This window comes from Natrinema zhouii, from assembly GCF_013456555.2.
In the GTDB taxonomy this organism is placed as follows: domain Archaea; phylum Halobacteriota; class Halobacteria; order Halobacteriales; family Natrialbaceae; genus Natrinema; species Natrinema zhouii.
Genome location: NZ_CP059154.1, coordinates 1,906,636 through 1,926,656, shown reverse-complemented (window position 1 = coordinate 1,926,656; position 20,021 = coordinate 1,906,636). Strand labels below are relative to the sequence as shown.

General features: G+C 61.7%; 18 protein-coding genes, 3 tRNA genes and 3 rRNA genes. 13 read left to right on the top strand and 11 right to left on the bottom strand.

Annotation, left to right across the window (positions count from 1 at the left end):
• Positions 1 to 515: 515 nt before the first annotated feature.
• The 5 genes from HYG81_RS28240 (at position 516) to HYG81_RS28220 (ending at position 5,863) form a co-directional block, all read left to right on the top strand.
• Positions 516 to 1,988: ribosomal RNA gene (locus HYG81_RS28240) — 16S ribosomal RNA — on the top strand.
• 144 nt (positions 1,989 to 2,132) lie between these two features.
• Positions 2,133 to 2,204, top strand: a tRNA-Ala gene (locus HYG81_RS28235).
• Positions 2,205 to 2,431: 227 nt separating this feature from the next.
• Positions 2,432 to 5,352 (top strand): 23S ribosomal RNA (locus tag HYG81_RS28230).
• A 173-nt stretch (positions 5,353 to 5,525) separates the two neighbouring features.
• Positions 5,526 to 5,647, top strand: a 5S ribosomal RNA gene (gene rrf, locus HYG81_RS28225).
• The 16S, 23S and 5S rRNA genes sit together here with 2 tRNA genes alongside, the layout of an rRNA operon.
• 140 nt (positions 5,648 to 5,787) lie before the next feature.
• Positions 5,788 to 5,863, top strand: a tRNA-Cys gene (locus HYG81_RS28220).
• A gap of 433 nt (positions 5,864 to 6,296) precedes the next feature.
• Here the strand turns inward: HYG81_RS28220 and HYG81_RS28215 are convergent.
• The 3 genes from HYG81_RS28215 to HYG81_RS28205 all read right to left on the bottom strand — a co-directional run bounded on the left by HYG81_RS28215 (position 6,297) and on the right by HYG81_RS28205 (position 7,345).
• Positions 6,297 to 6,370: transfer RNA gene (locus tag HYG81_RS28215), tRNA-Lys, on the bottom strand.
• 82 nt (positions 6,371 to 6,452) lie between these two features.
• Positions 6,453 to 7,148, bottom strand: coding sequence for a DUF7119 family protein (locus tag HYG81_RS28210; RefSeq protein ID WP_180839440.1), 696 nt, complete (start codon positions 7,146 to 7,148; stop codon positions 6,453 to 6,455).
• A 56-nt stretch (positions 7,149 to 7,204) separates the two neighbouring features.
• Positions 7,205 to 7,345 (bottom strand): hypothetical protein, encoded by a 141-nt coding sequence (locus HYG81_RS28205; RefSeq protein ID WP_180839439.1) that lies wholly within the window; start codon positions 7,343 to 7,345, stop codon positions 7,205 to 7,207.
• A 797-nt stretch (positions 7,346 to 8,142) separates the two neighbouring features.
• On the opposite strand from HYG81_RS28205, the gene HYG81_RS28200 reads away from it, so the two are divergent.
• From HYG81_RS28200 to HYG81_RS28170, 7 genes are all read left to right on the top strand, one after another.
• Positions 8,143 to 8,424: a DUF6360 family protein gene (locus HYG81_RS28200; RefSeq protein ID WP_180839438.1), complete on the top strand. Its 282-nt coding sequence runs from the start codon at positions 8,143 to 8,145 to the stop codon at positions 8,422 to 8,424.
• Between the two features lie 99 nt (positions 8,425 to 8,523).
• On the top strand, positions 8,524 to 9,018 hold the full coding sequence (locus HYG81_RS28195; RefSeq protein WP_180839437.1) for a ferritin-like domain-containing protein: 495 nt from the start codon (positions 8,524 to 8,526) through the stop codon (positions 9,016 to 9,018).
• A 231-nt stretch (positions 9,019 to 9,249) separates the two neighbouring features.
• On the top strand, positions 9,250 to 9,723 hold the full coding sequence (rimI, locus tag HYG81_RS28190) for a ribosomal protein S18-alanine N-acetyltransferase (RefSeq protein ID WP_180839436.1): 474 nt from the start codon (positions 9,250 to 9,252) through the stop codon (positions 9,721 to 9,723).
• A 43-nt stretch (positions 9,724 to 9,766) separates the two neighbouring features.
• Positions 9,767 to 10,237 (top strand): DUF5810 domain-containing protein, encoded by a 471-nt coding sequence (locus tag HYG81_RS28185; protein ID WP_180839435.1) that lies wholly within the window; start codon positions 9,767 to 9,769, stop codon positions 10,235 to 10,237.
• A gap of 25 nt (positions 10,238 to 10,262) precedes the next feature.
• Positions 10,263 to 10,673, top strand: coding sequence for a DUF5809 family protein (locus tag HYG81_RS28180; RefSeq protein WP_180839434.1), 411 nt, complete (start codon positions 10,263 to 10,265; stop codon positions 10,671 to 10,673).
• Positions 10,674 to 10,793: 120 nt separating this feature from the next.
• Positions 10,794 to 11,369, top strand: a complete 576-nt coding sequence (locus HYG81_RS28175; protein WP_180839433.1) for an NUDIX hydrolase — start codon at positions 10,794 to 10,796, stop codon at positions 11,367 to 11,369.
• 91 nt (positions 11,370 to 11,460) lie between these two features.
• Positions 11,461 to 11,826, top strand: a complete 366-nt coding sequence (locus HYG81_RS28170; protein WP_180839432.1) for a rhodanese-like domain-containing protein — start codon at positions 11,461 to 11,463, stop codon at positions 11,824 to 11,826.
• Positions 11,827 to 12,060: 234 nt separating this feature from the next.
• Here HYG81_RS28170 and yciH read toward each other — a convergent pair whose 3' ends face one another.
• The 6 genes from yciH to HYG81_RS28140 form a co-directional block, all read right to left on the bottom strand.
• Positions 12,061 to 12,354, bottom strand: coding sequence for a stress response translation initiation inhibitor YciH (gene yciH, locus HYG81_RS28165; RefSeq protein ID WP_098725285.1), 294 nt, complete (start codon positions 12,352 to 12,354; stop codon positions 12,061 to 12,063).
• Positions 12,355 to 12,511: 157 nt separating this feature from the next.
• Complete coding sequence (locus HYG81_RS28160) at positions 12,512 to 14,812, bottom strand: transglutaminase TgpA family protein (RefSeq protein ID WP_180839431.1); 2,301 nt, start codon at positions 14,810 to 14,812, stop codon at positions 12,512 to 12,514.
• The gene (locus HYG81_RS28155; RefSeq protein WP_180843005.1) at positions 14,809 to 15,996 is read right to left on the bottom strand and encodes a DUF58 domain-containing protein; all 1,188 of its coding nucleotides are present in this window, start codon (positions 15,994 to 15,996) and stop codon (positions 14,809 to 14,811) included. The genes HYG81_RS28160 and HYG81_RS28155 overlap by 4 nt, the downstream gene beginning before the upstream one ends.
• 14 nt (positions 15,997 to 16,010) lie before the next feature.
• The gene (locus tag HYG81_RS28150) at positions 16,011 to 16,991 is read right to left on the bottom strand and encodes an AAA family ATPase (RefSeq protein WP_180839430.1); all 981 of its coding nucleotides are present in this window, start codon (positions 16,989 to 16,991) and stop codon (positions 16,011 to 16,013) included.
• A 261-nt stretch (positions 16,992 to 17,252) separates the two neighbouring features.
• Entirely contained in the window at positions 17,253 to 17,447 is a 195-nt protein-coding gene (locus HYG81_RS28145) for a cold-shock protein (protein ID WP_006088631.1), read from the bottom strand.
• A gap of 96 nt (positions 17,448 to 17,543) precedes the next feature.
• Positions 17,544 to 17,822: a DUF7573 domain-containing protein gene (locus HYG81_RS28140; protein ID WP_180839429.1), complete on the bottom strand. Its 279-nt coding sequence runs from the start codon at positions 17,820 to 17,822 to the stop codon at positions 17,544 to 17,546.
• Between the two features lie 84 nt (positions 17,823 to 17,906).
• Here HYG81_RS28140 and HYG81_RS28135 point away from each other — a divergent pair, with 84 nt between their 5' ends.
• Entirely contained in the window at positions 17,907 to 18,101 is a 195-nt protein-coding gene (locus HYG81_RS28135; RefSeq protein WP_180839428.1) for a DUF8024 family protein, read from the top strand.
• Between the two features lie 48 nt (positions 18,102 to 18,149).
• Here the strand turns inward: HYG81_RS28135 and HYG81_RS28130 are convergent, their stop codons facing one another.
• The gene (locus HYG81_RS28130; RefSeq protein ID WP_180839427.1) at positions 18,150 to 19,169 is read right to left on the bottom strand and encodes a 5,10-methylenetetrahydromethanopterin reductase; all 1,020 of its coding nucleotides are present in this window, start codon (positions 19,167 to 19,169) and stop codon (positions 18,150 to 18,152) included.
• On the bottom strand, positions 19,166 to 19,936 hold the full coding sequence (locus tag HYG81_RS28125; protein WP_180839426.1) for a coenzyme F420-0:L-glutamate ligase: 771 nt from the start codon (positions 19,934 to 19,936) through the stop codon (positions 19,166 to 19,168). The genes HYG81_RS28130 and HYG81_RS28125 overlap by 4 nt, the downstream gene beginning before the upstream one ends.
• Positions 19,937 to 20,021: the final 85 nt, after the last annotated feature.

Below are 20,021 nucleotides of genomic sequence, written 5' to 3'. Positions count from 1 at the left end.
ACGTTACATCCGTCCTCGGACACCTCGTCGCTTCGATCCGACGAGAGACTGCGTACTCGAGGGCTCCACACGATCATGGTCGCGATCGGAACTGCCGGTCGCGATGATCCGGAGCCCTTATACGTGCCTGGGCGTTCAGTTGTGATCGTACACACCCCCGCCGGATGCGGTTTCCGGCGTGGGGGCGATCCGACGCCCTTATACGTTCGAGGGCATTTGGATGTGAACACGAAGATGTGGCGACGGGGCGTTTGGATACGCCGCGTTGTCACGGACGATTCGAGTCCGAAGGGGTTATGTACCCCAGACGACTTACGAATATGTCCGAAGGAAATGAGGATCCTACCCCTGCGGTCCGCCGTACAGATGGGATCTGATGTTAGCCTTGGTAGTTCGGTGACGCCCGATCGGTCACTCGATCAGTGTCATCGAACGTGGACCATTTATGTGTGAGTGTGTTTGCAACATTCACCGCCAACAGACCCTCCCAGCCAAGCTGGGAGTACATATATAGCATTCCGGTTGATCCTGCCGGAGGTCATTGCTATTGGAGTCCGATTTAGCCATGCTAGTTGCACGAGTTCAGACTCGTAGCAGATAGCTCAGTAACACGTGGCCAAACTGCCCTATAGACGGCGATAACCTCGGGAAACTGAGGCTAATAGCCGATACAGTTCAACGCCTGGAGTGGCGTGAACTCGAAACGTTCAGGCGCTATAGGATGTGGCTGCGGCCGATTAGGTAGACGGTGGGGTAACGGCCCACCGTGCCCATAATCGGTACGGGTTGTGAGAGCAAGAGCCCGGAGACGGTATCTGAGACAAGATACCGGGCCCTACGGGGCGCAGCAGGCGCGAAACCTTTACACTGCACGCGAGTGCGATAAGGGGACTCCAAGTGCGAGGGCATATAGTCCTCGCTTTTCACCACCGTAAGGAGGTGGTAGAATAAGTGCTGGGCAAGACCGGTGCCAGCCGCCGCGGTAATACCGGCAGCACAAGTGATGACCGCTATTATTGGGCCTAAAGCGTCCGTAGCTGGCCACGCAAGTCTATCGGGAAATCTGCGCGCTTAACGCGCAGGCGTCCGGTGGAAACTGTGTGGCTTGGGACCGGAAGACCAGAGGGGTACGTCCGGGGTAGGAGTGAAATCCCGTAATCCTGGACGGACCACCGGTGGCGAAAGCGCCTCTGGAAGACGGATCCGACGGTGAGGGACGAAAGCTCGGGTCACGAACCGGATTAGATACCCGGGTAGTCCGAGCTGTAAACGATGTCTGCTAGGTGTGGCACAGGCTACGAGCCTGTGCTGTGCCGTAGGGAAGCCGAGAAGCAGACCGCCTGGGAAGTACGTCCGCAAGGATGAAACTTAAAGGAATTGGCGGGGGAGCACTACAACCGGAGGAGCCTGCGGTTTAATTGGACTCAACGCCGGACATCTCACCAGCATCGACAATGTGCAGTGAAGGTCAGATTGATGATCTTACTGGAGCCATTGAGAGGAGGTGCATGGCCGCCGTCAGCTCGTACCGTGAGGCGTCCTGTTAAGTCAGGCAACGAGCGAGACCCACATCCTTAATTGCCAGCAACACCCTTGTGGTGGTTGGGTACATTAGGGAGACTGCCAGTGCCAAACTGGAGGAAGGAATGGGCAACGGTAGGTCAGTATGCCCCGAATGTGCTGGGCGACACGCGGGCTACAATGGCCGAGACAGTGGGATGCAACCCCGAAAGGGGACGCTAATCTCCGAAACTCGGTCGTAGTTCGGATTGAGGGCTGAAACTCGCCCTCATGAAGCTGGATTCGGTAGTAATCGCGCTTCAGAAGAGCGCGGTGAATACGTCCCTGCTCCTTGCACACACCGCCCGTCAAAGCACCCGAGTGGGGTCCGGATGAGGCCCTGATTCCAGGGTCGAATCTGGGCTCCGCAAGGGGGCTTAAGTCGTAACAAGGTAGCCGTAGGGGAATCTGCGGCTGGATCACCTCCACAGACCGGGATCAGGCCGTCGTGCCTGACCCACCTTAGCGGATTGCGGTTCCACGTTCGATCGACCACCGTTTGGCCGATCGGGCACCTTAGAACTATCAAGGCTAACACCCAAACCATGCCCGTCTCGATTTGAGACGGGCGTGGGCCCATAGCTCAGTGGTAGAGTGCCTCCTTTGCAAGGAGGATGCCCAGGGTTCGAATCCCTGTGGGTCCATGTCTCGGAAGACGACCGAATCGTGCCCCTTAAGTGGGGCAGGCGATTTCGGTTTAATCCGAACAACAACCGATGCACCAGCCCGTGTAAACGTGGCTGGGAAGGGTTAATGCATGCCGCGTCTACGGCGTGCAGATGAGACCGTGTGTACGTGTAGTCCAGGCGTCCACTGGACCCGTTCCCGGGTCACTCTTGAATTACAACTGCAGGTTGCAATTCAGATCCGATGAACGTGGCTACTGTGCCAGCTGGTGGATCGCTCGGCTTGAGAGCTGAAGAAGGACGTGCCAAGCTGCGATAAGCCTGAGGGAGCCGCACGGAGGCGAAGAACTCAGGATTTCCGAATGGGAATCCCCACCGCAATTGCTTCGCGCAATGGGGAACGTCGAGAATTGAAACATCTTAGTATCGACAGGAAAAGAAAGCAAACGCGATGTCGTTAGTAATGGCGAATAAACGCGACACAGTCCAAACCGAAGCCCTCACGGGCAATGTGGTGTTCGGACTGACGATCACTCTCCGAAAGATAACACGAAGTCTCTTGGAATAGAGTACGAAACAGGGTGACAGTCCCGTACTGTTATCGAGTAAGAGACGAGTCAGCTCCAGAGTATCGGGGGTTGGATATCCCTCGTGAATATCGCGGGCATCGACCGCGAAGACTAAACACTCCTCAAGACCGATAGCGAACAAGTAGTGTGAACGAACGCTGAAAAGCACCCCATGAAGGGAGGTGCAATAGGGCGTGAAATCAGTTGGCGATAGAGCGACAGGGCATACAAGGTCCCAGGCGAAATGAATCAGGTGCGAACCTGTAGTAAGAAGTTTGGGAAGCCGGTGTTCTGTCGTACGTTTTGAAAAACGAACCAGAGAGTGTGCCTGTTTGACGAGTCTAACTTGATTATCAAGGAAGGCGTAGGGAAACCGATATGACCGCAGTGCTTTGCACCAGGGTCACCGTGTTCAAGCGCGGGGAGTCAAACGGGCACGACCCGAAACCGGACGATCTAGGCGTGAGCAAGATGAAGCGTGCCGAAAGGCACGTGGAAGTCTGTTAGAGTTGGTGTCCTACAATACCCTCTCGTGACTTACGTCTAGGGGTGAAAGGCCCATCGAGTCCGGAAACAGCTGGTTCCAACCGAAACATGTCGAAGCATGACCTCTGCCGAGGTAGTTTGTGGGGTAGAGCGACGGATTGGGGGATCGCACTCCGAGAGGAGTGCGCCCCCCTGTCCAACTCCGAACCTACAAACGCCGTTTGACGCAGGGAGTCCGGTGCACGGGGTAAGCCTGTGTACCGTGAGGGAGACAACCCAGAGCTGGGTTAAGGTCCCCAAGTGTAGACTAAGTGCGATCGAAGGTGGTCTCAAGCCCTAGACAGCCGGGAGGTGAGCTTAGAAGCAGCTACCCTCTAAGAAAAGCGTAATAGCTTACCGGCCGAGGTTTGAGGCGCCCAAAATGATCGGGGCTCAAGTCTACCACCGAGACCTAGCGGCACTCTTCACCGAGTGATTCCGTAGGTTGGCGTTCTGTTCGGATGGAAGCACGGTCGAGAGATCGTGTGGACCGTTCAGTAACGAAAATTCTGGTCATAGTAGCAGCGTTAGTCGGGTTAGACCCCCGACGGCCGAACGAGTAAGGGTTCCTCAGCAATGCTGATCAGCTGAGGGTTAGCCGGTCCTAAGTCAGCCCGTAAGTCGAAGCTGACAAAAGGGAAATAGGTTAATATTCCTATGCCAGTGTGCACTCAAAGCCAACGCTTTGGGGCCGCCTCTGCTGGGCCTTCGCCCAGTCTAACTATCGAAATCCGTGGAAACCGTAATGGTACGAAGCGGACGAATGGTAGGATAGCGTAAGAGAGGCCAACCTAGAGCCCGTGAAAAGGCGAGCACACTGTCCGTACCGAGATCCGACACAGGTACTCATGGCGGCGAAAGCCAAGGTCTGTCGGGAGCAACCGACGTTAGGGAATTCGGCAAGTTAGTCCCGTACGTTCGCAATAAGGGATGCCTGCCTCGCGAAGAGGCAGGTCGCAGTGACTCGGGCGCTCCGACTGTCTAGTAACAACATAGGTGACCGCAAATCCGCAAGGACTCGTACGGTCACTGAATCCTGCCCAGTGCAGGTATCTGAACACCCCGTACAAGGGGACGAAGGACCTGTTAACGGCGGGGGTAACTATGACCCTCTTAAGGTAGCGTAGTACCTTGCCGCTTTAGTAGCGGCTTGCATGAATGGATCAACGAGAGCGCCACTGTCCCAACGTTGGGCCCGGTGAACTGTACGTTCCAGTGCGGAGTCTGGAGACCCCCAAGGGGAAGCGAAGACCCTATAGAGCTTTACTGCAGGCTGTCACTGAGACGTGGTCGCCATTGTGCAGCATAGGTAGGAGCCGCTACACAGGTACCCGCGCTAGCGGGCCACCGAGGCATCATTGAAATACTACCCGATGGTGACTGCGACTCTCACTCCTGGCGGAGGACACTGGTAGCCGGGCAGTTTGACTGGGGCGGTACGCGCCTGAAAAGATATCGGGCGCGCCCCAAGATTTCCTCACTCGGGTCGGAGACCCGAGGAAGAGCGCAAGAGCAAAAGGAAGTCTGACAGTGTCGAACACAACGATCGACGCTGACGCGAAAGCGTGGTCTAGCGAACCAATTAGGCTGCTTGATGCGGCCAATTGCTGACAGAAAAGCTACCTTAGGGATAACAGAGTCGTCACCCGCAAGAGCACATATCGACCGGGTGGCTTGCTACCTCGATGTCGGTTCCCTCCATCCTGCCCGTGCAGAAGCGGGCAAGGGTGAGGTTGTTCGCCTATTAAAGGAGGTCGTGAGCTGGGTTTAGACCGTCGTGAGACAGGTCGGCTGCTATCTATTGGGGGTGTTACGGTATCTGACGGGAACGATCGTATAGTACGAGAGGAACTACGATTGGGTGCCACTCGTGTACCGGCTGTTCGAAAGAGCACGTGCCGGGCAGCGACGCACCACGGGGTAAGAGCTGAACGCATCTAAGCTCGAAACCCACCTGGAAAAGAGATACCACTGAGGCCACTCGTAGAAGACGAGTTCGATAGACTCGGGATGTACGCACCAAGGCAACGAGGTGTTGAGTCCGCGAGCACTAACCGGCCAAGCCACACATTCATACATTACATCGCATTGGATCCGTGACGCGAGAACGGGTCCGGACGTAAACTGGACTACACATACACACGGTTTGAGACACACCACCGATTACGGTTTCTTGGACTTCCGTCCAAGGCTCGGAAGACATCGTCTTCCGTTGTTACAACGGTTCGATTCCGTTGGTCGGCGTTAGGGCGGCCACAGCGGCGAGGTGCCTCCCGTACCCATCCCGAACACGGAAGATAAGCTCGCCAGCGTTACGGTGAGTACTGGAGTGCGCGAGCCTCTGGGAAATTCGTTTCGCCGCCTCCACTCATACCATCAACCCCACAGAGCGACTGCCGAAGCAGTTGCTCTGCGGGGTTTTCTGCATGTAGAGTTGGCATAGCGATCGTACGAGAATTGTGCCGTACCGCTATGCTTAAACGAACGCAGTGACAACCGTAGAACGCGCCAAGGTGGCAGAGTCCGGCCGAACGCAGCGGCCTGCAGAGCCGCCCACCGCCGGTTCAAATCCGGCCCTTGGCTTTTCTTAATCCCAACTCCCAGAACACAGTGACTACTGTCGTTGATCCCCTGGGTGTCTGGGTTCGTCCTTTGTCCACACAGTGTAACCTACTATAATCGACTTCAATACTGTATTACTCGGCCGTTGTTAGTAGATATCTGGTAAAAGAAAAATGGGGATTACCTCGTAATTGTCAGATTTGCACCCTTCAATTCGTTCTGATTGGTGTCCGATTCCTCAGTAAGAACGTGCTGAAGTCCGAAAAATGTGATCCACATTCAAACACTGTTGCTTTCGTGATCTGTCGCTCATGAAATTGTTCGAAACAAGAAGGCAGCCGGACGCAATTTGATTACGCGAAGCGGTTGCTCGCTTCGTTGCGCGCGACCTCCCTGCGTTCAAATCCCGCTGGTTCTAATGCTTACCGCTCTCGGATTTGCTCGCGGCGAAAAGCGGGCCGGGCGCGATTTGAACACGCGACCGTCTGGTTAAAAGCCAGACGCTCTGCCAAACTGAGCTACCGGCCCTGTAGTTTCCTTTTTCGGGGAGCAGCGGTTAAACGTTTCTTTCTCCACTGCCGCGATATGCTACTCGTCAGCCCGATCTTCCTCATTCGAAGTACTGCTCGAGCGCCTCGGTAACGAGCTGGCCGGGATCGACGTCTTCGATAGATGCACGTCGTCGAAGGTCGCGGTAGGTAGTCGGCGAGAGAGTGAGTTCGAGCTGGCCGAGAGTAATGTCGTGATCGTCGAGTGCCTGGTCGATGGAGGTGCCGTCGTTGATGACACTGGCAACGTTACGGACATCGCGGACGGTGAGATCACCGTCGAGGGTGGCCCATGCGAGGAGGAGACGCGATTCGCCGCCGACGCGGGCAATGTGTTTGGCGGCGGTTGGTGCGATCTGTCCGAGTGCGACCTGTTTGCGGACCGATCGCGGGAGGTCATGGACGCGAGCCCACTTGCGGATAAATGAAACGGTGGCGTCGCCGCCGGCGCGTTCGGCGGCGGCTTTGTAGGAGCCTTCGCCGCGAACGAGGGCAGCGCAGGCGGCTGCGCCGCGGAGCATGTAGAGATGGTCGTCGTTGGTTTTGCCGGCGGCGAATTGGCGGACGGTTTCGGCGGCAGCTGCGAGGCTCTCGGGGTCGTCGGGATCGAACTGGACGGCTTCGCGGGCGCGGGTCCCAGCGACCGATTCGTCGCCCCGGATAACTGGTGAACCGACGGGCGATTCACGGTCCGTTGGGATCGATCGATTACTCTCGTCGCGTCGGTTCGAACGATCATCAGGACGATTGTTGGTCATGAACCTCGGTAGGAGTGCTGCCGCCAAAAAGCTCGTTGTCGGGGTGGGCGCTTACGTTAGTCCTCGCGCTGCTCGGCGAGGTGCTCCCAGATTTCCGTGCAGCCGGCCCCTTCTTCGATATCGTCGAGGTGGGCATCGTCGCGTTCCTCCGCTTCCTGCTCAACCGGCTCTGGTTTGCATTCCGCTGTATCAGTCATTAACGGTCATTCGAACCCTGTAGGCATAAGTATCGCTTCGGCTGCAAACGATACCCGTGCTCTGTCTTATGGGATCATTCTGCCGCTATCTCTGACGTATACTTCTCTCGAGGCGGTCGTTTCTCAGACGAGTGGTGTCGAAGCACGGCTCATAGAATCGGTCGCGACGGCTTGATGCATGTGGCTTTCACGAGTAACAGTTGGCACTCGATCGGAGCCGGTACTCGAATCAGGATTACTGAACGGTTGCTATGGTACGGAGAATTAGAGAGAGTGTGGAGACCCATTTGACACCGGTCCTGATGGACTGTAGCGCTTGTTCCAAATTCTATTATAACAATAGGCACTCTCGTCTCAGGACCGTTGAAGCGGCAGCGGATGGGAGAGAACACGAATGGCGGCGGAGAGTTCCAAGTAACTGTTGTTGACCGAGTGTATTGTGATCTATTATCCGGTGCGCTGAATCGATTTTCCACGCACTATTCGAGTCAATCCCCAATTTACTGCGAGCTAGTTGTGGCAAAAACGGCCGGTAGGTGTGGCGCTACTTTCAGAACCATCTGAATTGATTGGTGTGACTGCTGTACACACCAACTCGGATCCATTCGTGTCCTGTCTGAAAGACGGCTCTTGATCGAACGCTCGGGGAGTTGGTTCCGAACCCGAGGTTCCGGTCGACCTTCGTTCCGTAGAGCGCGTCGACGACCGCGCGTCACGGTCGGTTTCTCGTCAGTTCGGATGTCATCGCTCGAGACAGCCGGCAGTATAAGTGCTCTGCGCATGAGGTGTGAACTGACATGTCTGATCGACTGCTGTCGGTTACCGGGTACACGACGCTGGATTACGTCGAGGGGAAAGCAGTAGGTGAGACCTTCGAGTGGGAGTCAGTCGCCGTCGTGAACGCGACCGCTGACCGCGAGGATCCCGACTGCGTTCGCCTCCAGCTCGAACTCGACAATCTCGCCGAGGAGCACCTGCCAAAGCACATGGACGAACTCGAGTTGACACCGGAGCAGGCCCGAACACTGGCTACGGACCTCGAGAAATACGCAGACCGAGTCGAAGACGCGATGGAGTAGCCGCGGTCTCCATGGGGACGATGGCAGCCCGCGCTGGCACCTGCCGTCGCAGGCTCGCGTCTTTTTCACTCGGACGATGAACTACGGATTGGTTACATCATGAGCATGGACACTGTTCAGGACCTGTTCGAGCACGGCCTCGAAGACATCTATCACGCGGAGCATCAGCTACTCGATGCCCTCGAGGAACTCGAGAGCAACACCGAACGCGACGAAATCTCCCAGGCGTTTGCGGAGCACCGCGAGGAGACCCAGGAGCAGATCGACCGGCTCGAGGAGGTCTTCGACATGTTCGGCGAGCCACCCGAGAAGGAGGAGTGTGAGGGGATCGAAGGGCTCCTCGAGGAGTACGAGGAGTTCACGTCGATGGATCCCGCCCAGGAGGTGATGGACTACCACAACATGGCGGCCGCCGAGAAGACCGAGCACTACGAGATCGCCGCGTACGGCAACCTGATCCCGCTGGCGGACCAGCTCGGGATGGGAGACGCGGCCGATCTGCTCGAGGAAAACCTCCGGGAGGAACAAGACGCCCTCGACGAGCTGAAGGAGCTGACCGAGGATTTCGAGATGGACGCGATCCCAGCCGAGTGACTCCCATGGCTGACGACGACACGCAAAACGAGGAAGAGCAGACCCAGTACGGCGGCACTGAAGACGAGGAGCCGACGACGGATCTCGACGAGGGTGACGACGAAGAGAGCGACGAGGAATAGGCACCCTGTGGGATCCGTTTTCGCCGCGATCGAATCGAACGCGCCTCAAACTCGAGTGACCCTGCCGCGACGCGTACGGCTTTTACTGTTCGGTGCGTTATCCTCGCGTGTGACGACGCCCGCCCCGGAGGAGCACGAGGAGGTGGCGATTAGACCGGCAGAGCGTGCGGACCTACTCGCGGTCGTTCGTATCGAGAATGCATCGTTCGCACAGCCCTGGCCGTACAACGCCTTCGAGCGGTTCCTCGGCGAACCGGGGTTTCTCGTCGTCGAAGTCGCCGGCGAGATCGCCGGCTACATCGTTGCCGACGTGACACAGCAGCTCGGTCGTGCGCTCGGCCACGTCAAGGATATCGCCGTGCACCCGGATCACCGTCGGGCGGGCGTCGCCTCCATGTTGCTTTCCCGCTCGCTCGGCGTGCTTGCAGTCCACGGTGCAGAGACGGTCAAACTCGAGGTTCGGCGGTCGAACGACGAAGCGAAACGGCTGTATCAGGGCTTTGGCTTCGATCCGCTTCGGCGGATCCCGCAGTATTACGGTGACGGCGAGGCCGCAATCGTGATGATTCGGAAAGTGGAATAGCCGGTTGCGGGACGTTTTACCGTTCGCAGTCGTACGGTCTCGTATGGGATACGCCTGTCCGGTCTGCGACACCGAAGAGGCCGACGCGGTGCACCTCGCGAACCATCTCGCGATCACTGCGTCGCTCGGCCGCGAAAACCATCGCGAGTGGCTCGAGGAGCACGCACCCGACTGGGGCGACTGTACTCCCGAGGAGCTCGGCGAGCGCGTCACTCCCCACGCACGGGAAATCGACACGCCCGAATTCGAGGAGGCTGGCCACAACCACGACCCCGGTCGCCCCGACTCGCTCGAGGACGGACTCGCCCGCCAGAGCAGTCAGCCCGGCCGGGGATCGATGACTACCGAAGCCGAAAACGTCCTCCAGGAAGCCGCCGAGTTGACTCGAGAGATGCAGACAGCAGGCGAGAGCGATGGGGACGACGAATCGCCGTCGAACGCGGATGACGTGGGAGACGATAACGGAGACGGCGATCGCGTAGAGAGCGACATCGACGAGAACGAAAACGCGTAACTGCTTCTCTGCCGACTGGATAGATATGCACACAGTGGGGACGTTTACCTTCGAGTCAGCCGCGGACGCACGCACGGAGTACGAGTCGGTCGGTCCAGCGGCCCAGACGGTCGTCCGTGAGGTCGTGAAGGCCATGGAATTCGACCGTGAGGAGTACGACGAGCGCGTCACCAGCGACGTCGTCGAAACCGCGCGCGATGCCCTCTTCGCGAGCCTGCTCGAGGTCCGCGTCGGACGCCGCGAGGAGTTCGCAGACTGGCGCGACGACTACGACGGCGAGGTGACGATGGCAGGTCACGAGGACGTCGACCGCGTCGTCTGGCACGCGGGGCCGGACGACGAGGCCGTCGCGGCGACGTTTCAAAACGAGGAGGAGGCGGCCATCGCGACGCTTCGTCGACAGGCGTTCGGGCGCTTGTACCGGGATATCGTGTAGGTCGCCCGGGTTATACTCAAACCCACGAGCGACGACGGGGACTTCCGGGCGAGTAACTGTCAGTCGCAGCCGGCGGATCGACCATCACCTATTATCCACTCGAGCGCCCACTTGTCCACGATGACTGCACCCGACGAGTGGGACCTGCTCGAGGAACGGACCGAGTACGAGACGGGCTGGTACGACGGTGGCTACGATCTACTCGAACAGCCCGACGGAAGCCAGAAACGGTACTACTGGGCGGACCTTCCTCCTGCAGTCGTCGTGGTCGCGCGGATCAATGGCGGTGTCCTCGCGGACGCGAATAGCAGCGGTGATGAAGACCACCTCCTGTTCGTCGAACAGTACCGCCCGGCGATCCGTGAAACGCATCTCGAACTCCCCGCAGGGATCGTCGAAGACGGCGAGTCGTACACGCGGGCGGCGACCCGCGAGCTCGAGGAGGAGACCGGTTTTCGTCCCTCGAGTACCGCACTCTTGCAGGAGTACGCGGTCGCGACCGGCGTGTTGCGCCACGACCGCGGCGTCGTCTACGCGGAGGGGCTCGAGCCGGGCGAGCGCGAACTCGACAACAACGAGTTCCTCGAGGTGCGGACGGTGCCGGTGGGCGAGGCGCTCGAGCGCGCCCGCGAACAGCCAGCGAACGATTCGACGCTGTCGGCGCTGTTGCTCGCGAAGGAAGACGGCGTCCTGTAGCGCGATCACGATTCGCTGCATTCACTCGACTGCCCGGCTGAATGCGAGTGGACCCGTATCCTTATTCAGCCCGCGACCTAACACGCCGGTAATGGACGGCGAAATCTCCACCGACGAGGTCAAGGAACTCCTCGAGGACGATGCCGACGTTCGCATCGTCGATATCCGCGACGAGCGAAGCTTCAAGCACAGTCACATTCCGGGTAGTGAGAACATCCCCTTCCCCGAACTCACGAACCGTGTAGACGAACTCGAGGACGACGACCACATCGTCACCGTCTGTCCACACGGAAAGGCCAGTGTCCAGGCCGCACAGCTCATCGGCTCCTACGAGGGGACCGCCGATGCACGCGTCGAGAGCATGGCAGGCGGGCTCGATAAGTACGGCATGAAGTTCGGGCTCATCCGCGAGGAGGAGGACAGAGCCGAACCGGTCGACCGCGAATCCCCGTTCTAATCGGTTCGATAGCGGGTTCGGGTACACATCGTCTCTCCTGCGGAGTCACGCCTCCAACCGCCGTCGTTCAGTCGGCGGGTGATTTGGGGGAGCGATGGCTCGAGTTGGCTTCGGACCTGACCAGTGACGCGACTACTCGGAACGGCGATACGACTGGTGGGAACGAGAGAAAAACGAATAGGAGAGTTGCGACGCGGTCGTGGGTTCGGAAGTCGTCTCAGAGCATCGCGGGTATCAGGCGACGTTGAAGCCCCGGTCCCGAAGGAACTCTTCGATGCGACCGGTGTGATTTCCCTGGAGTTCGATGTGGTCGTCCTCGACGGTGCCGCCACACGCGAACTTTGATTTGAGATCCGACGAAAGACTGTCTAGATCGACGTCCTTCGGGTCGAATCCTTCGACGATCGTTACCTCTTTCCCGTATCTGCGCTCGTCAATGCGGATGTTGAGTTGCTGTTGTCCCTTGGCCACGTCCTCGCAGACGCAGAGTTCCTCGGGCAGCCCGCACGTCGAGCAGACTTCCGACATTACGTTCGTAGCTATGAAACGGGCATATTAAACACTATCGGGACCCGCATGCTCTCGCGTGGTTCTTTTTCAATACGCAGAGGTCACTGATAGTCGAACGTCGGTCACCGAACCGTCCCCGTTCGACCGGCCGGTCGAAACCGGAGTAGCACTCGTCTCATCGCAGCCGACCGATCACCGGCAGCCGGTCCCGGGCGAGTTCGTCGACGATCTCGATCGCCTCATCGGCCTCCGCTCGGCTGACACCGCTGCCGTAGGTCGCTCGCTCGTAGCGGTCGACGACCAGTTCGGCTCGCGGGTCGATCGGCTCCGCGTCGGCCGCATCGGCCGCTGCTGACAGCGCCGTCAGATAGGCTCGAGCCGATTCCGACCGACGACGCGGCCGGTACTGCCGTGCGAGTAGCCGCTCGAGTCGGGCAAATGCGCGCTTGGCGTCCCGGTCGGGGTCACGCCGGCGGCCGTGCCAGTAGATGCCGAGTTCGCTACGCACGCGCATCGTCGCATCGGTTCGGCGCATTCCTGCAGCAACTCCGACGAGGAGCGCGAGGCCGAGCACTGCCGTTCTGGGCGTGAAATCGGCGATCGCGTCGTCGATCGCGCTGTCGGTGTCCGAGCCATCGGTCGTGTCTGCTGGTGTCTCGTTCGTCCCGTTGGCCGGCTCGTTCGGCGACGAATTATTCGGCTCGTTCGGATCGGTCGGGTTCTCGGGATCGTTCGGCGACGAATTATTCGGCTCGTTCGGATCGGTCGGTTCATTCTCGGGATCACTGGACTGTTCGTCGTCGATCGGAACGTCGGCGCTTTCCTCGGTGTCCGCGTCCTCGTTGCCGTTTTCGCGGGCCTCCTCGAGCCGGTCGGTGTGGACGTCGTCACGGCCGTTTCCCGGCGTCGGGTCGAACCGGACCCAGCCGTGGTCGGGGAAGTAGGCCTCGACCCAGGCGTGGGCGTCGAGCCCGCGGACCACGTATTTGTCGTCGTCGACCTGCTGGCCGCTCGTGTAGCCGGTGGCGTAGCGGGCCGGGACGCCCTCCTCGCGGAGCATCTGCGCCATCGTCGTCGCGAAGTAGACGCAGTAGCCCTCGTCCATCTCGAGCAGGAACTCCTCGGCGGCGTTTCCGGGGGGCTTGGAGACCTTCAGGGAGTACTCCTTCGAGGACTCGAGGTGGCGCTCGATCGCGACCGCGGTCTCGTACGGATTGTCGGCATCGGCCGTGATTTCGGCGGTGCGCTCCCGGAACTCGCTCGAGGTGCTTTCGGGCGTCTGGAGGTACTGATCGGTGACGTCGTCGGGATAGTTCGTCCCTGCGGCTCGGAGCGTGGACGGGTCGGGATTGACGATCGCGCTCTCGACGGTGTAGCTGTCGCCCGCCGCCAGCGGCGTTTCGGGCCGCGGCTGGCCGTGGGTGGAGACGGTCGTCCGTCGCGTCACGTCGCCGCCGAGCGAGATCGGGTGTGGCGCGACGGGCATAATTCCCAGTTTCGTCTCGGCGGTGATGGTCTGTTCGACCTGGTCGTAGTCGCCCGGCGGCGATCCGATCCGCCCGTCGTACCGATCGCTCTGCCCGGTCCGGATCCACTCGTCGCCGGTGAAGCGATCGTAGACGCCCGTGCGCCAGTACGACCGCCGGTCGGACTCGACCGTGAACCGCACCTCCGGTGAGAGATCGACCTGCCCGGAGATCCCCGACCGCTGGGGCGCGGTATCGAGCGTCGCCTCGAGCGTCCCGGCTTCGCCCTGGACGAGGTGGGTCGGCCCCGCCGGCTGGCCGGGGACGATCGTGATCGTCATCGAGAGGACGACGATCAGCGCGAACAGCGCCGCCAGCAGGTCCGCCTGCCGGATCGAGCCGCCCCGTTTCTCGAGTTCGCCGGCGGCGACGGCGCCGATGGCGGCGAGGGTGCCGGCCAGGGTGGCGAGCGTGCCCGCGTCGCCGGTCAACACGAGAAAACCCAGCGCGGCCCCGCCGGGGACGACGCTGAGCGCGTACCGGCCTCGCAGGGCGAGATACCACGAGAGGAAGACGGGTGCGGGCGCGAATCCGAGCGTCCAGACGCCCGCCTGCAGCATCCGGAGGAGGGGGAGCCCGGTCGCGAGCGCGACGGTGTCCGAGATGAGCGCGTCGGTCGCCGTGAAGACAACGCCGGGATCGACGCCAGCCGACGTGAGGTAGTAGGCGAACCCGATTCCGGTCGCCGCCAGCGCGAGGATCGCCGCGGTCCACGGCCGGATCAGTCGCGCGAGTACCGTCGCCGCGACGAGCATCGCCGCGACGAGCGCGAACAGCGACTGACTGCCGCCGACGACCTGCGTTATCCCGTAGAGGACACCCACGTACGACGCCGTCAGGGCTATCACACAGCCCAGCGCGAGTGGACGAACGGTATTGGAGCCAACGGTTCCGTCGGTACCGAGCGATATCGTCCGAGTACCGGCGCGTTCGGACGAATCCGTACTCATGGGCGCACCTCCCGTCCGCCGTCGTTGCGGTCGCGTCGTCCGCCGTGATCGGTTCTATCGTCCCCTCCGTCGTGACCGGTCTGGTCGCGTTGCTCGTCGTAATCGGTCGTGACGCTCCCCTCTCGCTCCCCTCGACCCCGCCCACGGAGGCGATCGAAGGGAATCTCGCGGCCGTCAACGACGATCGTCGTCCCGTCCGCATCGGTCCGAACCAGGACGTCGGCGTCCCGTCGCGTCCGGTCGTCGAGTTCGCCGGGGCCGGCGACGGCCAGCAGTCCCAGCAGTTCGCGGTGATGGCCTCGGCCGTCACCCGGCGGCTGCGTCCCGTCGGGAACGGCGAGTTCGACCGGCACGCCCCGCTCGAGGAGTGCGGTCGCGACGCTGGCGGCGGCGGCCGCCATCTCGTCGTCGTACCCGGTCGGTTCGTCGTTGCGTCCGGTGCGCTCGCCGTCGCCATCGTGGTCAACAGAGTCTCCCGCCCGGCGCGGGCGACACTCCGCGGCGACCGTGACAGCACTGACCGCCTCGTCGTCCGCGTACTCCGTGATAACGAGCTCGTCGTCGGGGCGTTTGGCTGCGGCCTTCCAGTGGATGTCTCGGAACGGATCCCCGCGGTGGTACTCCCGGAGGTGATCGAACTCGTCGCGTTCGTGCCGATCGGCGACGCCGGCGAGCGCCCGGAGGTCGGCGGCGGGGCCACTGCTCAGATCGTGAACGCGTGGATAGACGAGCACGGGCGTCGTTTCCTCGTACTCGAACCGGCGCTCGACGAGGCCGACGATGTCGCTGACGGCGATCGAGAGCGGTCCGACTCGGCGACGGCCCCGCGCCTCGAGTCGGACGTCGTAGGTAACCGTCTCGTCACCGTCGAGGGTCGTCTCGGCGACTGGCTCCGCGGTCGCCGAGAGGCCGTCGCCGACGGTGTCGCGGACGGTCGCGGCGACCGGGCTCTCGGTCTCGATTGCGACTTCGACCCGTCGCTGTTCGCCGATGAATCCCTCGGCGACGGGCTGGCGGATGACGCGCGGCCGGTCCGTTCGGGCGGTCGTGACGAGGCCGGCGAGCAGGACGACGACCAGCGGAACGACGATCGCGTTCAGCGCACGGGGGCCGAACTCCCGGCTCAGCACGACGGCCACGCCGACGGCAACGACGACGGTCCAGCCGCGGAGCGTCAGCCGCAGTCGATACGGGAGTCTCATTCGACGGGAACGCGCTCGAGTGCGTCCTCGACGACCGCGTTCCCGTCGCGGTCGCGCCCGTTCGTCTTGATCCGGTGGCTCATGACGACGGTCGCCTCGGCCTGCACGTCGTCGGGGGTCACGTACTCCCGGCCGTTCGTGACGGCGCGAGCCTGGGCCGCCCGGAGCAGCGAGATCGTCCCGCGGGGGCTGACGCCGATGTGGGCGTTCTCGCGGGTGTACGCCGCGAGCCGCGTCACGTACGTTCGAACCGGCTCCGCGACCTGCACTGTCGAGACGGTCTCGCGGGCCTCGACGAGGGTCTCGCGATCCGTCACCGGCTCGAGCGATTCGATCGGGTGGTCGCCGACGGTTCGGCCGAGTAGCTCCGCTTCCTCTTCGGGCTCCGGATAGCCGAGGTGGAGCTTCTTCATGAACCGATCGAGTTCGGCGAATGGCAGGTCGTAGGTCCGATTCGGTTCGACAGCGTTCTGCGTCGCGATGACGGTAAACGGCGTCGGTAGCTCACGCGTCCGCCCGTCGGTGGTGACCTGCCCTTCCTCCATGGCCTCGAGCAGTGCCGCCTGCGTCTTGGGTGGCGCGCGATTAATCTCGTCGCCCAGCACGATGTTCCCGAAGACGGGGCCGGATTGAAACTCGAACTCGCGAGTCTTCTGGTTGAAGACGTTCACGCCGGTGACGTCGGTGGGAAGGAGATCCGGCGTGAACTGGACGCGGCTGAACGTACAGTCGACGGATTTGGCGATCGAGCGCGCCAGCATCGTCTTGCCGACGCCGGGGACGTCGTCGAGCAGGACGTGTCCGCGCCCGAGGATGGCGGTGATGACGTGTTCGATGACGTCGTCGTGGCCGACGATCACGCGCGAGACGTTCGTCTCGATGTCGGTACACAGCCGCTCGACGGTCGAAATCTGGAGGGTGTCGCCGTCAGCCATCGGCTCGGTACCTGCATCTACTGTCGGGTTTGCATCGGTCATAGTGTCGAAGGTGTCGACGGGAACCCGGACGGCCCGGTCATTACGGCGATATCCGTGGCTCCGGACCATATGTTTTGTGTCACGTGAACTACCAGTCGTCTGAGAAGACGTTACTGGCGCCGCATCCGTTGGGGCTCTCCGCGCGAGATGGCCGCTTTCGACCGAACCACGACCGATCCCGCCTGCGAGCCGTCCGCTCTCACTCGAGAGCCGCTGCTACTCGAGTAGCAATCAGAAAACGATACACCCGTTTGGACCGGCTTACAGCCGTTCGAGGTTCGTCGCGCGTGGCCCCTTCTCGGCCTCCTCGATGTCGAACTCGACCTCCTGACCCTCCTCTAGGTCAGGACCGCCGACGTCTTCCATGTGGAAGAACACGTCGTCGTCCGCGTCGTCAGTTTCGATGAATCCATAGCCGCCAGTGTCGTTGAAGAAGTCGACCGTGCCTTTCGCCATTGCATCTCAATAGAGCCGCGACGAAGATATAAATCTTCGGGAGAAGGATCGCAAGCAGCCCTCGAGAAGTCGGCTATTACCGGGTTCAGTTACTTATTACCACTCTTTGCACTCAGGACAGACCAGCTCGCCGTCGGAACGCCAGACGGAGTCAGTCTCGTCGCCGCACTGACTGCAGGTATACGTTCCCCACGCGTACGTCGAGAATACGGTCTCGCTGCGTTTCTCTCCCGGGCCGTCAGCGGAAGCACCGGTATCGACCGTTCCATCGTCAGTTTCGCTGGGAGCAGCGTCCGCTCGTGGTGACTCCGTCGTGGTGCTGTCAGCATCGCCAGCGGACGTATCGAAATCCGAGAGCGTCGCGTCGTCGGTCACGGATCGGGGTACGAGCGGTGGCGACTTAGTCTCCCCTCATTAGGGACCGGTACGGCCAAGTAGCACCGGTAACAACGCCCGAATATGGACACCGTCACACCGCTGAACGTCGTCGTTGACAACCTTACCGAGATGACCGAACTCTTCGGTGACGTCGCGATGGGCGCGGGGCTCGCACCGCTGCTCATCCTGATCGGCGCGCTCCTCGTCGTCTTCTCGATGGGCGTCTTCGGCGCCCTCACCCTCGGCGCTATCGGGGACCTCTTCACTGCAAACTGACCGCAGCGGCAGCGACCGATTTTTCACTCGCTGAAGCGCAGCGGACAGTCACGTCTCGGTCGCGCGAGCGAGCGCCTCGCTCGCCCGTTCGACTGCGTCCTCGAGATCCGGTCCCAGCGGCGATCCCACGACGATTCCGTCGACGTACTCGAGCGCCCTGGCGAACCGGTCCGCGACCGTCTCCATCGTTCCCGCGATACAGAACGCGTTGATCATCGCCGGAGTAACGTGACCGAAAGCCTCGGGAAGATCGCCCCGCTCGAGGGCCTCGCTGACCGCCGTCGCGGCCTCGCGGTCGATATCGTGGCGCTCGAGGACCGGGTCGGCGGCCCCGCCGACGATGAAGGCGACGGGCGGTCGGGCTGCCTCGCGCGCGGCATCCTCGTCGCCGGCGACGCTGACACTCGCGAACGCGAGCGACTCGAATTCGCCGTAGTCGTCGGGTCGGTCGGACAGCCCCTGCTCGAGCTGGCCCGCAGCCCACTCGAGATCTCTTGGATGGGCGGCGTTGACCAGCACGCCGTCGGCGTGTTTCGCGCTCATCCGGAGCATATGCGGTCCCTGCGCGCCGATGTAGACCGGAATGGCCTCGGACGGCGGATCGAGGTTTAGCGATGCATCTCGCGCGGTGAACGTCCCATCGTGGGTGACCGTCCGGCCGTCCCAGAGGTCTCGAGCGAGGTCGAACGTCTCGAGGACGCGACGGAGGGGGCTGTCGCGTTCGATCCCTAGATTCGAGAGGGAGGAGCGATCGCCCGCGCCGACGCCGAAAACCCCTCGACCGTCGCTGATTTCGTCGATCGTCGCCGTCTGCGCGGCCAGTTTCACGGGATGCGTTTCGTAGGGATTGACGACGCCCGGCCCGAGCCGAATGGTCTCCGTGGCGGCGGCCATCCGCGAGAGCACGACGAACGGATCGCGGTTGAAGTAGTGGCTGCTCGCGAACGCGACGTCGAACCCCTCGTCCTCCGCGAGCGCGGCCAGGTCGGCCACTCGATCGGGTGGGTGCTCAGGGGTGAGTTCGATGCCCCACGTCGGATCGTCGCTCGAGTCGGTGTTCTCACTCATTTATCGAACCTCCAGTCTCGGAGCGACTGTCGAACGAAGTCACTCTCGACGGATCGAAAGAGTTCGTCGCTTCCCTCGTGGTCGCCGAACTCCCAGCCCCGAACGACGACGGCGGGCGTCCCGCCGGCACCCTCGCCGGTGACGAGGTTCGCGGCGGCGGCGAGTTCGTCGACCACCGACTGGACGGTGACGCCGAGTTCGTGACCGTCCCGGTCGAGTTCGCCCCGCCAGTCCCTGCTCGCGGGCATGCCGGCCCAGCCGAGCGCGACGCCGCGCTGACCGTGCCGGAACGGGCGACCACAGGTGTCCGTGACGACCACCGCGACGTCCTCGATGCCCCGCTGCTCGAGCCCCGATCGAATCCGCTCGGCGCTCTCGGTCGGTCGCTTCGGCAGGAGCAACAGGTCGTGATCCGGCACGTTCGAGCGGTCGATCCCCGCGTTCACGCAGATGTGGCCGAATCTGGTCTCGGTCAGCAAGAACGGGGTGTCGATCAGCAGTTCCGTGCTCTCCTCGAGGACGGCCTGCGCGAACCGCGGATCCTTCTCCTCGTCGGCCAGTTCGGCGATGCGGTCGGCAATCTCCTGTGCCCGACCGCTGACCGGGTAGTCCTCGAGATCAGCCGTGCGACCCTCGGCCTTCGAGACGATCGTACTCGCGACGGTGAGCACGTCGCCCGGCTCGAGGGCGGCCCGATCCGCGACGAGTTCGGCGATGTCGTCGCCGGGGCGGATTTCGGGCAGCTCCGCCACGCCGTTGAGTTCCATATCGGACGGTGGAGTAGCGGCGCTAAAAACGCACCGTCACCGGAGACTTCAGCCAATGGCGACAGGTACCGACGGAAGACGGACG